The organism is Sphingomonas sp. Tas61C01 (assembly GCF_052567495.1).
In genome coordinates this window covers 2,340,270-2,353,445 of sequence record NZ_CP199583.1, presented here as the reverse complement: position 1 = coordinate 2,353,445, position 13,176 = coordinate 2,340,270, and the positions used below count along the sequence as shown (strand labels likewise).

Below are 13,176 nucleotides of genomic sequence, written 5' to 3'. Positions count from 1 at the left end.
CCTGTGGGAGCCGCCCTTCTTGTCTGGTCGTGGCGTCCGATCAGAAGTTGAACTGGGCGCCTGCACGGAACAAGCGACCGACCACGCCCGCCGAGCTCCAGGCGGGATTGTAGTTGTTGCCGCCATACGTGTTGGGATCGAATGGCGCCTTCGCATCGAAGGCGTTGATCACGTTCACGTAGAAGTTGAACTGGTCGTTGACCTTGATGTTCACGTTCGCGTCGACCTGCAACCAACGGCGGACGTTGCACTGGATCGGCGTGTTGCCACCGCCCGAACCGGCTGCGGCACCCGAACCCTCGGCATTGTACTGGATCGACTGTTCCACTGCCTGCGCGCAGGTGCTGCCCGGGCCGGTGTTGTCATCGGCATAACCCTTATAGCCGCTGACATAATAGGCCGTGCCGGTGAACGTGACGTTATCCAGCGCGAGCGAGTTCTGCCAGTTGGCGCGCCAGCGGGGCGTGCCCGATGCCGACGTAATCGCATAGGAACCGAGCGTTCCGACGAACTTCTGGATGCCACCGCCGGTGCCATCGTCGATGTTGTACTTGTTGATCCACGTACCCTCGAAGGTCGAGGTCAGCTTGACGCCTTCCGCCAGCGGGATCGATGCCTGAACCTGGGCATCGATGCCGTCGGTGATCAGCGACGTGCCGTTCGAATAGAGGTAGTTGACCGATAGCAGGGTCGGCCGCAGCGTTGGGTTCGCCGGGTCGCTCGGGTTCGGCGTCACGGTGACGCCAGCCGGAACGGCGCCGGTCAGCAGATAGTTGCTGGCGATCGACGCGGTGTTGCCCGCGCCGGCCAGAACCAGCGCCTTCTTTTTGATGTTGTAATAGTCGACGGTGGCGCTCAGCCAGCTGACCGGCTGGAACACCACACCGCCCGTAAACGAACGCGATTTCTCGGGCTTCAGATCCGGGTTGCCGGTCGAGTTCTGCCCAATGCCGTAAGTGGAGGTGATGTAGGAGTTGTTGCCGTAGCGCGACAGCAGTGTCGCGCGATCGGCAGCCGACAGGCCGTCACCCGGGGTGTAGTTGGTGAAGCCGATCACCGTACCCGACGTTTCCGGGATCGAAGGAGCGCGGAAGCCCTGCGAATAGGTGCCACGGAACGAAACCTGGCTAATCGGCGAGAACTTCGCACCGATCTTCGGCGAGAAGCGGCTGAAGCCCGTCGAATAATCGTCATAGCGGCCCGACGCGTTGATCTCCAGCTGGTCGAGGATCGGCGCGTTGATTTCGAAGAAGCCGGCCTTCACGTTGCGGTTGCCGACTGCCGAGAAGGGGTTGACCGTAATGAAGTCGCGGTTCGGCACTGGGTTCGGATCATAGACCGCTTCGTAACGGAACTGGCCGCCGACACCGATCTGCAACGGGCCACCCGGCAGCTGGAACAGATCCTTGGTGATCGTCGCCTGAACCTGCGCGAGTTCGGAGTTGTTCCGGCCCTGCAGCGTCGGCGAGATGCTGTCGCGAACCGCCTGGTTGTTCAACGACGGATTGATGAAGTTGTACGTGCCGTTGTTGATCGCGTTGACCAGCCCCGGAATGTACAGGAACCCGCGGCGGGTCTGCTCGAGATCGGTGCGCATGTACGTAGCCGCGACCGAATAGGCGAAGCCGGAGTCGCCGATCGGGCCGTCGATGCCGCCCGCCACACGGTAGCTACGCGACAGGTTGGTCAGGTTCGACGGAATGTCACCGAAGCGATAGTAGATGATCGCCGACTGGCCCTGTGCCGCGAACGGGTTCTGCGGGTTCAGCGAGCCGTTGGCGAGCAACGCCGGCAGCGCGATGCCGCGGGTCTCGAGCGGGTTGCCGTTTGAGCGGATCGACTGCGGGGTCCCGTCGATGAAGACCTTGCTCTGGTAGAACGTCGCCGCGATGTACGCCTGCGTATTCTCGCCGATGTTGGCGGTGAAATGCGCGGTGCCGCCGAAACGCTCCTGATCGGGCTGGATCAGGCCGTAGGTGTTGACCAGGTCCTGCTCGCAATACGTGCCTGCCGACGTGTTGCGGGTGATCAGGTTCTGCGAGGCGCAGCTGCCGAGCGTCTGGAAGCGACCGCCGGCGATCGGGGTCGCGAACGGCAGGCCGGCGCTGTTGGCAGTCGGCGTTCCCGGCTGGACGATGCCCACCGTTGCGCCGCCGGCCGACGCGGCGGTCGGCGTGGTGTAGAAGGTGTTGCCGTTACGACCGGTATAGCCGTTGCCGAGATTGATGCTCTGCAGGTTGTTGGTGTTGTACGGGAAACCGCGATCGCGATTGTAGAGGCTCGCGAGGTGCTGGTACTCGCCGCTCAGGTAGACGTTGAAGCCCTGATCGCCGAGATCGCCATAGCCGGCGGTCAGCTGGACGCGCTGATTGGCGCTGTCGCCACGCTCGGAAATGCCGGCCTCGACGCGGCCGAGGATGCCTTTGACTTCCTTCTTCAAGATAACGTTGACCACGCCCGCGATCGCGTCCGCGCCATAGGTTGCCGAGGCGCCGTCGCGCAGCACTTCGATCCGGTCGACGATCGCCGACGGAATGGTGTTCAGATCGACGATGCTACGCTGGCCGTCATCGGCGAGCGGATAGTAGGCGGGGCGAAGGCCGTCGAACAGCGTCAGCGTCGAATTGGTGGTCAGGCCGCGCAGCGAGATCGCGGTCGCGCCCGATGCGAACGCACCAGTGAAGTTCTGCGGCACGCCACCGCCGTTGCCGGCGGCGATAGAATTGACGGCCTCGGACACCGTGGTGAAGCCGCGCGCCTCGAGGGTCGCTGCGGTGAGTACGGACACCGGCGATGGGGTCTCGGTGTCGGTACGGCGGAACAGGGTGCCGGTGACGACGATGTCGGAGGACCCGGTATCGGTTTCAATGCCGGTCTGCGCGCTATTCTGAATCGAAACCGCTGCCGCGCCTGGCTGGGTGGCATCGGACTGCACCGGCGCGCCCTGATCATTGGTCACGGCCGACGAGTTCTGCGCCTGGGCGGGAGTGCAGAACATCGCACCTGCACCGAGCAGAGCCAGCGCCTGGAGCGCGCTTCCCGCGCGCAACTGACGGGCGAATGTCATGGTCTTGATCACGGTCGTTTTCCCCTTGCAAGGCCCTGACGACCCGTTTGACGGTGTCGTCCGGAATGTCTCACGTACTCGCCGGTGCCGCAGGAGACCGCCGATATACATGCTGCGGGAGATGACGCTGTGCCTGACTACTGTAAAGGCGGCTGCCTATGTGTCGAAGAGTTTCGGAACCCTATGTATCCCAAATGACACAAAACTTGGGTGTGATTAGTCTCAGGCCGGCGATCGATGTCGACGCTCGATGCAACGGCTTGGCCTTCGCCCCGATAGCAGGCTTCAAGTGAATGGGTAGCGGCAGTCGCAAGCCGCCGCGCGATGCAGCGGTTTGTGGGTCGAGTACTCAGTCCTTCGGCACCGGCGCCCCGAACCCGCTGGCGTCGCTCGCGACGAAGAACGTCCGGATCATCTCGCGCTCTTCGTCCTGCAGATGCGGATTCCAGGTGTCGAAGATCAGGACGGCGCGCAGATCGGGCCCTTCATTCCAGGCTTCGTGCTCGATGGTATCGTCGAACGCGAAAGCCTCGCCTTCGCGCCAGATCCGCGTTTCGCCGCCGACCCGGAACCTGCAGCCGGCCGGGATCACCAACGGAAGGTGGACGATCGCCCGCGTGTTGGTGACGCCGGTATGTGGCGGGATGTGGGCGCCGGATTCGAGCAGCGAGAAGAACACGGTGGGGGCGCGGCCCGGGATGTCGGCCAGGGGCAGTCGCTCCACCGCGGCCGCGGTGACAGGGCAGGCGCTGCATGCGGCGTCGTTGCGCTCCCCGTGACGCCACAGGAAGAAGGCGCTCCATCTGGTGCTGCGATCGAGCTCGCTCCACTTGTTGTGCGGCGTGCCGGGGTCCTGCTGGACATAGGCCACGATCGCATCGCGACGGTCGGCGAGAAGGGCGAGTAGTTCGTCGCGGATGGCGTCGGCCTGCTCCTCGATCGACGCGAGCCAGGGAAAATGGCTACGATCGAAGAATTCGTCGGCCGGCAGGAACGGGTAGTGAAGGCCGTGACACTCGTTCGGGTAAATCCGCCGTTTGCCGAGCGCGGTGTCAACGCATACGTCGAAGCGACGCCCCGCAAGGTGCGACGCCGCGGCGCGGCCCGCCGCCAGCGCCGGCCGGACGGCCTCTTCGAAGCGGTTGATGTGGTCCGCAATGAACGCGCGCGCATGATCCAGCACCGGCTGCAGCGCCGGCGGACAATCCGCCGCTGCGGGCGCCAAGGCCAGGACCGCGCCCCAATGCAGCGCGGCCGCGCCCGGGTTGCCGATCCGTTCGTGTAGTTCGGCGGCGCGCAGCCGTGCCATAAAGTGTCGCTGATCGAGTGCCAGCGCGGCGTCGAGCGCGGCTTCCTCGGCGGCGTCGTCGCGCGCCAGGCGGCAGGCTTTGGCGAGATTGAGCAGCAGCTCGGGCGCCATCGGATCGAGGGCGGCGGCGCGTTCGAAATGCTGGCGTGCATCGTCCGCGGCCCCGGTCGATAGCAATGCGTTGCCGAGCGCGTTGTGCGCCATCGCGCTGGACGGATCATGGCCGATCGCGCGTCGATAACCAGCGATCGCCGTCTGCACATCCCCGCGCCGAATGGCTTGCGCAGCGGACGCGATCGCGGTGGCAAAATCCTGTTCGATCAACTGAGCCAATCCGAAAACGGCAACGCCGGCCCTCGCGATCGATCGATCGCGAAGGCCGGCGTCGCGAACGACGGGCTCCGTAAGGAGCCCATCGTCGACGTCAGGTTCTTAGAAGCGGACGCGCGCGCTGGCGGCAAAGCGGCGGCCGATCGGATCGTAGGTCGATGGGAAGGTGTTACCGCTGTTGAAGGTAGTGACACCGATGTTGCTGCCGACCGTCGGCGGCTTCTTGTCGAGGATGTTGAGCCCGGTGAAGGTGACCTCGAGATTTTCGGTCACGCTCGCGCGGATCGTCAGATCGAAATACTCGGTCGCCTTGATCCGGCGGAACGGCGCAAACGCCGGCCCGTTCGAACCGAAGTTGCCGGCATCGGCGTCGAACGGCTCCTGACGGGTCGCCGAGAGGTGACGCCACAGCAGCGACAGATCGATGTCGCCGAACGACAGCGTGGTACGCTGGTTGAACGTGAACTTCGGCAGGATCGACCCCGTAAGGCTGCAGTTGATGCTGTAATAGCCGACGCATTCACGGTTGAGGCCACCAGGTGTCGCCTGGAACTTGGAGTGCAGGGCGTAGTTGGCGTTCATGCTCATGCCCAGCTTCACGTCCTGGGTGATCCCGGTACGGAAGTTGGCGACCAGATCGATGCCGTCGGTCTCCAGTCGGCCGCTGTTGGTCAGCGGCTGGGGCAGGCCCGGCGTGGTGCTGGCGTCGCCGTCGAGACCGCCGGTGAGCGGGTCGCGCCGGATCGAGGTGCACGCCGCGCTGGTCGCGCTTGCCGCGGTCAGATTGCCGAAGCAGGCGCCGATGATGTCGCCGGCCGCCGGGGTCGACAGCGCGTTGCGTACCTTGATGTTGTAGTAATCGACCGACAGCGTGAAGTTCGACAGGAACGACGGCACGAACAGGGCACCGAATGTATAGGTGTCCGCCGTCTCGGGACGGTTGTTGGTGCTGTAGCTGAAATCGCCGTTGACCTGGCCCGCGGACGGCGGATCGATCACGCCGATCTGGCTGGCAGGAGCACCCTGCGCGATGCAGACCGCGCGCAGCTGCGCGTTGGTGGTCGGCGCCGCGCCCTGGCAAGGATCGTTGCGCAGGTTGATCAGCCCGACCGCGTTCGGCGTGAACAGCTCACCGATGTTCGGCGCGCGAACGGCGCGCTGGTAGTTGCCGCGCAGCTTGAGCGATTCGATCGGCTCCCAGGTCAGGCCGCCCTTGTACGTCCAGGCGTCGAACTTCGGGTTGCCTGGCGCGTCGACCCGGTAGCTCGAATAGCGGACGCCGGCTTCGGCGGTCAGGCTGTGGAGGAACGTCTGATCCGAGATCAGCGGCGCGACGATCTCGGCGAACCCCTCGACCACGTCATAGCCTCCCTTCACCGGGGTCGTGGCGCCACCGGCGCCGCCCAGCGCGCCGGGATCCTGCGCCAGCAGATCGGCGAAGACCTCGGCGGTGTACTTGCGATACTCCGAGCCGACTGCGACCGACACGGCTTCGGTCGCGCCCAGCGTACCGAGCTCGGCGTTCACCAGGCCGTGTACCTGCGCCAACGCCGAGCGGTTGCCCGAGGTCGCGGGAACGAGCAGGAAGTTGACTTGATTCGAGTCGATTGAACCCGAGGCACCGAACAGGTTGATGGGAACGCAACCGTTCGACGGATCGATACAGGTCGTCGTGTTGGTTGCCCGCAGGCCCTGCTGAACCCGGTCGGTATAGACATAGTTCAGGATGGTCTGCGTGTTGGTGCTGCGGCCGTACGCGCCATAGAGGTCGTAGCTGACCGCCTCGGAGATCTTGCCGCGGAAGCCCGCCTTGAAGTTGAAGAGCTCGGTACGATAGCTGCTGATGCGCCCGCCCGCCTCGACCAGGCGACGCGAGACGTTGGAGATGACCTCGCGATAATTGGGGTTGCTGGGATCGGTGGTCGCTGCAGCAGCGGCGCACTGGGCCGGGGTCAGCGTCTGGATGCCCGGCACGTTCGGGTTCGAGTCGTTCTGTGCGCAGAAGGTCGAACGCGCCGCGGCCGGCAGGTACGGATTGCCGATCGGGATGAATAACGGCGTCGAGAAGGTCCCGGACGGCGCGATGATGGTCTGTACGGTGTTCTGCGAGAACAGGCCTTCGCTATACACCTCGACCGCGTCAGACACTTCGTAGCGGGCCGAGCTGAACAGGTTGAACCGTTCGAACGGCGTCTGGAAGATGTTGTAGGGGTTGAAGTTGAACAGCGCGGTCGACGGTGCGACCAGGGCGCCCGTGGTCGGGTTGATATTTGCGTTGCCGATCCCCGAAACCGAGAAGCGAGCGGGAACCGCGGTGGCCGATGCGCCGCTGCCGGAGCCGTCGAAGGAGTCGATGGTCAGATTCGACCGCTCGCGCTCGCCGCCGAAGAAGACGGGGTCCGCTTCCTGGTAGCCGAGCGAAAGGACGGCATTACCGCGGCCGTCGTCGAAATTGGCACCTACCGCGAGATCGGCGCGGAAGACGTTGCCGTCGCCCCGCTCGGTGATCTGCTCGCTCACCGTCATGTCGACGCCGGAGAAGTCGCGCTTGGTGATGAAGTTGACCACGCCCGACACCGCGTCCGCACCGTAGGTGGTGCTGGCACCGCCGGTAAGGATGTCGACGCGATCGAGCAGCGCGAGCGGGATGTTGTTCAGATCGACCGCGCCGTTGAGGTTTGCGGGAACAATGCGCGAGCTGTTGAGCAGTACGATATTGCGGTTCTGGCCGAGGCCACGAAGATCGACGAACGACGCACCGCCGTTGCCGTTGTTGACCGACGAACCGATGCTCGCGGCGACGCCCGGCGTCTCGCGCAGGATCTGCTCGGCGACATTGGTCTGGCGCAGCGCGAGTTCGTCCGAGCCGATCGAGGTAACCGGGGTCGCGCTGTCAAGGTTGGGATTGCGGATAAGCGAACCCGTCACGATGATGTCGCTGCCGACTGCGGCATCGTCGGCCTGAGCGATATCCTGCGTCTGGGTCGGCGATCCGGGCGTTTGCGGCGCAGTCTGCGCGGTGACCGACTGCGCGAGCAGGGTCGAACTAATCAGCAGCGACGACGCGAGCAGACGTTGACGGGTCAGCTTCTTCATGTGGTGTAATCCCCCTTTGACGTCGCCAGGAGCAATTGCTCTCTGACGGCGATGTTACCGGTCGGTCCGAACCGGCACTAGATATCCTTTACTGTCGGCTCGTGAGCGCCGGCAATCTCCATTAAGCGGGGTGCTACCGCTTTCATGACGATGGTGTTAAAATCGCCACACTAGGTGTTGCACCGCTGCTTTCTTTTGATGTGACAGCCAACGAGGGAGACGTCTCGATGCGGATAATGGTCGGCGCACTCATGGCGATGGTGGCGGGGCAGAGCGCTGCGGACGCGCAGGGTCGTCGCGGCGAGGAACCGGTCGACGCGGTGGTCGCGTGTCGCACCGAGCGGGACGACAAGGCACGCCTCGCCTGTTTCGACCGCACGAGCGCGACCATCGCGTCGGCGCGGCAGTCGGGCGACCTGATCGTCCTAAACCGAGCGAAGGTGGTCGATCGGCGACGGCGAAGCTTCGGACTTCCATCGGCGAACGCGCTGGCGGTGGCGGACGTCCGTGGCGCAACCGTCAAGGAGCTGAGTGGAGTCGTGCGCGCCGTCTCGCTGACGCGGACTCCCGGGCGATACGTCTTCGAACTCACTGACAACTCGGCCTGGGAAATGCTCGAGCCTTCGGCGCCGCCAAGCGCCAAGGAGGCGGTCAACATCACCGCGGTGCGTTTGGGCGGGTTCCGCGCCAAGATCGGCCGGGGTCGCGCGGTGATGGTCAAGCGCGTTCGCTGAAGCCTGCCGCGCGACTTCACGATACCTCAGTCCACCGGCATCGGCCCGGCCACCAGCATCGGGTCGAGCCGCGCCTCGCCCCAGCGCAGGCCCCAGTGGAGATGGGGGCCGGTCGCGCGCCCGGTGGCGCCGACCAGGCCGATCGGATCGCCCCGCCGCACCACCTGGCCTTCGCGGACGTCGATGCGCGACAGATGGAGGAAGGCGCTATTGAGGCCGAGGCCGTGATCGATCATCAGCAGCTTACCCTCCAGCGTATAGGGCCGGTCGGCGGCGAGGATCACGACGCCGTCGGCGGGCGCACGGATGATCGCGCCGGTGGGCTTCGCCACGTCGACGCCGCCGTGATAGGCGCCGGGCTCGCCGCGGTAGATGCGTTGCGCGCCGAACAGGCCCGAGATGCGGCCGGTGGCGGGCCAGGCGAAGGGCTGGCGCCAGCCTGCAGCGCTGGTGACCCGCACGCGCGCCGCGGCAATCGCGGCGAGCTCGGGCGGGCGCATCCTGGCGAAGATCGGATCGGGCGCGGGAAAGCGTGGCAAGGTCGTCAGCCGCTCGATCCGCCATGCGCGCGGGGCGATCGTCAGTTGCTGGGCCACCCGCCGCCCGTCGCCCAGTGTCGCAACCAGCGTCGCGCTTGCGGGTGCGTCGCGATCGAAGCCGATGACGAAGGCGCCATCCGCGGCGATCGGCACCGGCCGGCCGTCGAACGTGACCGTCGCCGTGCCGCCCGGTGCCTGGGCGCGGATCAATCCGCCCTGGCTGATCGTGCCCTGCCAGCGGAACGGGGTGAGCGGGATCGGCGCAGGAACGGGCGCCGAGGTCAATGGCGCCGCCGCGACTGGCGTCACCTCGCTGACCGGCGCCACGCAGCCCGCCAGCGGGATCGCCACGGCGGCCGCGAGCGCCACAGCGCGGCGGTCGATCATCGCGGCGCCATCGCCTCGCTCGCGATCGCGGCGCTGGCGAACGCCTCCTGCCGCTCGACGCTCCAGTAGCGCAGGTCCTGCAGCGCGATCCGCGCGCCCGTCACCGCGCAGACGACATGATCGCCGGGGCTGAGCACGCGAAAGCCGTTGGCCATGTAGTGGAGCCGCGCGGGGCGGTTGGAATTGGAAACGAGCATCGGGTTCTTTCGCGTGGTCGGGTCGCGTCAGAGCAAAGACGGTTGCTCTGACGCGACCCGACCATAGGTTTTGCCGCCCGCGCGCTCAACCCGCGCGTCGACCGATCCGTCCGCGAAGCGCAAGGTCACCGCCCCCGCGGTCCGCACCGCGGCGCTCGACGACAGCGTCGCTCCACCGACCCGAGCGGTGACGCGGGCATAGCCGCGATCGAGCATGGTATCGGGGTTGAGCGATTGCACCAGCCGCCACGTCGCCGCCAGGCTGGCGCGCTTCGCCTCCAGCTGGCGCAGCAGCGCCGCGGGGCGCAGCGCGCCGCCGGTCCGGTCGAGCTGCCCACGCGCAAGCGTCACCCGCCGCTCCAGTCCGCGATCGAGCCGCTGGCCGGCCTCGTCAGCGCGCTGGCGTTGCGGCCCCAGCAGCGCGTCGCGCTTTGGCAGCAGCCGCGCCAGCGCCGCCAGCCGTTCGCGGCCGCGCTCGACATGCCGCCTTGCGCAACGCTCGGTCCGGGTCGCCTGCGCCGCGAGCGTCAGCCGCAGGTCGGCGAGCACCGGCACCGCGATCTCGGCCGCGGCGGTCGGGGTCGGCGCGCGCAGGTCCGCGGCGAAATCGCACAGCGTGGTGTCGGTCTCGTGCCCGACCGCAGAGATGATCGGGATCGAACAGGCGGCAACCGCGCGGACCACCGCCTCCTCGTTGAACGCCCATAGATCCTCGATCGAACCGCCGCCGCGCGCGACGATCACCAGGTCGGGGCGTGGTACCGGGCCACCCGGCGCGATCGCGTCGAACCCGCGCACCGCGGCGGCGATCTCGCCCGCGGCGCCCTCGCCCTGGACCTTCACCGGCCACACCACGACATAAGTCGGGCAGCGATCCTCGAGCCGGTGGAGAATGTCGCGGATCACCGCGCCGGTCGCCGAGGTCACCACCCCGATCACGCGCGGCATGAACGGCAGCCGCTGCTTGGCGCGGGGATCGAACAGCCCCTCGCCGCCGAGCTTGGCCTTCAGCTTCTCCAGCAGCGCCATCAGCGCGCCCGCGCCGGCCAGCTCCATCCGCTCGATCACGATCTGGTATTTCGACCGCCCGGGATAGGTGGTCAGCTTGCCGGTGGCGATCACCTCGACGCCGTCCTGCGGCACGAAGGCGAGCGCGCTGGCATTACCCTTCCAGATCACGCCGTCGATCACCGCCTGATCGTCCTTCAGGCACAGGTAGCTGTGCCCCGACGCGACCCGCTTGTAGCCCGAGATCTCGCCGCGCAGCCGGACATGACCGAATTCGCCCTCGACCATCCGCTTCAGCTTGAACGCGAGTTCGCCGACCGACAGCGCAAGCGCGTTGTCGCCGGTCACCGGCTCGGCTACCAGCCGCGCGTCGTCGGAAAAGGGATCGGGCATGAACGTCCTGCTGATCGGGTCGGGGGGCCGCGAACATGCGCTCGCCTGGAAGCTCGCGCAATCGCAAGCGCTCGATACGCTCTATGCCGCGCCGGGCAACCCCGGGATCGCGGCGCACGCGCGCTGCGTCGATCTGGCGGTGACCGATCACGCCGCGGTCGTCGACTTCGCGCGCGACTCCGCGATCGGGCTGGTGGTGATCGGCCCGGAGGCGCCGCTGGTCGACGGCCTCGCCGACACCCTGCGCGCTGCCGGCTTCCCGACCTTCGGACCCGGCAAGGCCGCCGCGCAGCTCGAAGGATCGAAGGGGTTCACCAAGGACCTGTGCCGCCGCGCTGACATCCCCACCGCGGGATATGTCCGCTGCGCCGGCCGCGCGGAGGCCGAGGCGGCGCTGGTGCCGTTCGGGTATCCGGTGGTGATCAAGGCCGACGGGCTCGCCGCGGGCAAGGGAGTCGTGATCGCGATGTCCCCCGCCGAGGCGCAGGCCGCGCTCGACGCGATGTTCGACGGCGGCTTCGGCGCGGCGGGCGCCGAGGTGGTGATCGAGGAATTCCTGAGTGGCGAGGAAGTCAGCCTCTTCGTCCTGACCGACGGCACCGCGCTGATGCCGTTCGGCACCGCGCAGGACCACAAGCGCGTCGGCGAGGGCGATACCGGCCCGAATACCGGCGGCATGGGCGCGTACAGCCCCGCCCCGGTGCTCACCCCCGCGCTGGCGGCGCGCGCGATCGCGGAGATCGTCGCACCGACCGTGGCGACGATGCGGGCGGAGGGAATACCGTTCTCGGGCGTCCTCTATGCCGGGCTGATGCTGACGCCGGCCGGGCCCAAGCTGATCGAATACAACGCGCGGTTCGGCGACCCCGAATGCCAGGTGTTGATGGCGCGGTACGAGGGCGACCTGCTCGCGCTGCTGCTGGCGGTCGCGACCGGCACGCTCGCCGCCCAGCCCGCGCCAGTCTTCGTCGAGGATCCGGCGCTTACCGTGGTCGTCGCGGCACGCGGCTATCCGGGCACCGCCGAGGCGGGCGGCGCGATCGCGGGGATCGACCGGGCCGAGGCGACCGGCGCGCGCGTCTTCCAGGCGGGAACACGCGTCGAGGGCGATCGCCTCGTCGCCGCCGGCGGGCGGGTGCTCGCGGTCACCGCGACCGGCGTCGACCTCGCCGCGGCACAGGCCGCCGCCTATCGCGGCGTCGATGCACTGGACTTTCCGACCGGCTTCAGCCGCCGTGACATCGGCTGGCGGGAGATGGCGCGGAATTCGAAGCGATAGTCCTCGCCCGCCGCTCGCTGCGCGGCTAACGTGACGGCATGAACGACACGTCCGCTACCTCCGCGCCCGGCGCCAGCCTCATCCCCGACGGGTCGGGGGTGATCACGACGATGCATTTCGCGATCATCGGGGTGCTGGCGGTGCTCGCGGTGATCGCGATCCTCTACGGCATGCGCCAGAAGCGCCGCCGCCGCGATGCGGACCACGCCGTCGCCGACCATAACGAGCAGGTCGAGGCGACCGGCAGCGAACCGCCGAGCATCACCGCGCTACCGCCCGTCGAACCGGTCGACGAGGCCGAGGCCGATCCGGTTGCCGCACCCGACCCGCTCGACGACGAACCCATCGCCGCCGCGGCCCCGCTCGCGGCCAGCCCCGCCAGCGAAGCCGCCACCGCGACGATCGGTTCGACCGGCTATGCCGATGCACCGGTGACGATGCTGAAGGGGCTGGGCCCTAAGGTCGCGGCCCGGCTCGCGGAGTCTGGGATCACCACCGTCCGCCATCTCGCCGCGCTCGACGACGACGAGGCCGCCCGGCTCGATGCGCAGCTCGGCAGCTTCGCCGGGCGGATGAGCCGCGATCGCTGGCTCGAACAGGCGCGGTTCCTCGCGGCCGGCGACAAGGCAGGGTTCGAGGCGGTGTTCGGCCGTCTCTGACGCCGCTGCGCACCGCGCGCTGTTCCATCGCTGACAAGACCCCTCCCGACGCACGGCTTCCGTAGCGTCAGGCGATCGCCCTCGCGCGATGAATCGGGCTGGCTACGCCCGCATACCTTTCGCACCGCCTACAATGTCGTTTGTCGATCCGGCGAACGGGGCCGGCATGCAATCGAGC

Annotated in this window: 9 protein-coding genes; 3 read left to right on the top strand and 6 right to left on the bottom strand. The window is 67.3% G+C overall.

Annotated features, from left to right (window positions below; genetic code table 11):
• Nucleotides 1–40: 40 nt before the first annotated feature.
• The 3 genes from ACT009_RS10930 to ACT009_RS10920 form a co-directional block, all read right to left on the bottom strand.
• The gene (locus ACT009_RS10930; protein ID WP_445191116.1) at nucleotides 41–3,067 is read right to left on the bottom strand and encodes a TonB-dependent receptor domain-containing protein; all 3,027 of its coding nucleotides are present in this window, start codon (nucleotides 3,065–3,067) and stop codon (nucleotides 41–43) included.
• Nucleotides 3,068–3,416: 349 nt separating this feature from the next.
• Nucleotides 3,417–4,700: an aspartyl/asparaginyl beta-hydroxylase domain-containing protein gene (locus ACT009_RS10925; protein WP_445191115.1), complete on the bottom strand. Its 1,284-nt coding sequence runs from the start codon at nucleotides 4,698–4,700 to the stop codon at nucleotides 3,417–3,419.
• Nucleotides 4,701–4,808: 108 nt separating this feature from the next.
• Nucleotides 4,809–7,802 (bottom strand): TonB-dependent receptor domain-containing protein, encoded by a 2,994-nt coding sequence (locus ACT009_RS10920; protein WP_445191114.1) that lies wholly within the window; start codon nucleotides 7,800–7,802, stop codon nucleotides 4,809–4,811.
• Nucleotides 7,803–8,029: 227 nt separating this feature from the next.
• Between ACT009_RS10920 and ACT009_RS10915 the strand changes: the two genes are divergently transcribed.
• Nucleotides 8,030–8,536, top strand: coding sequence for a hypothetical protein (locus tag ACT009_RS10915; protein ID WP_445191113.1), 507 nt, complete (start codon nucleotides 8,030–8,032; stop codon nucleotides 8,534–8,536).
• Between the two features lie 26 nt (nucleotides 8,537–8,562).
• Here ACT009_RS10915 and ACT009_RS10910 read toward each other — a convergent pair whose 3' ends face one another.
• From ACT009_RS10910 to xseA, 3 genes are read right to left on the bottom strand one after another with little or no spacing between them, the layout of a single operon-like run.
• On the bottom strand, nucleotides 8,563–9,462 hold the full coding sequence (locus ACT009_RS10910; RefSeq protein WP_445191112.1) for a M23 family metallopeptidase: 900 nt from the start codon (nucleotides 9,460–9,462) through the stop codon (nucleotides 8,563–8,565).
• On the bottom strand, nucleotides 9,459–9,659 hold the full coding sequence (locus ACT009_RS10905; protein WP_445191111.1) for a DUF2093 domain-containing protein: 201 nt from the start codon (nucleotides 9,657–9,659) through the stop codon (nucleotides 9,459–9,461). The genes ACT009_RS10910 and ACT009_RS10905 overlap by 4 nt, the downstream gene beginning before the upstream one ends.
• Before the next feature lie 27 nt (nucleotides 9,660–9,686).
• The gene (xseA, locus tag ACT009_RS10900) at nucleotides 9,687–11,060 is read right to left on the bottom strand and encodes an exodeoxyribonuclease VII large subunit (protein WP_445191110.1); all 1,374 of its coding nucleotides are present in this window, start codon (nucleotides 11,058–11,060) and stop codon (nucleotides 9,687–9,689) included.
• On the opposite strand from xseA, the gene purD reads away from it, so the two are divergent.
• Together purD and ACT009_RS10890 are read left to right on the top strand one after the other, a co-directional pair.
• Nucleotides 11,059–12,339, top strand: coding sequence for a phosphoribosylamine--glycine ligase (gene purD / locus ACT009_RS10895; RefSeq protein ID WP_445191109.1), 1,281 nt, complete (start codon nucleotides 11,059–11,061; stop codon nucleotides 12,337–12,339). The two genes, xseA and purD, sit on opposite strands and share 2 nt — an antisense overlap.
• Before the next feature lie 38 nt (nucleotides 12,340–12,377).
• Nucleotides 12,378–12,998 (top strand): hypothetical protein, encoded by a 621-nt coding sequence (locus ACT009_RS10890; RefSeq protein ID WP_445191108.1) that lies wholly within the window; start codon nucleotides 12,378–12,380, stop codon nucleotides 12,996–12,998.
• Nucleotides 12,999–13,176: the final 178 nt, after the last annotated feature.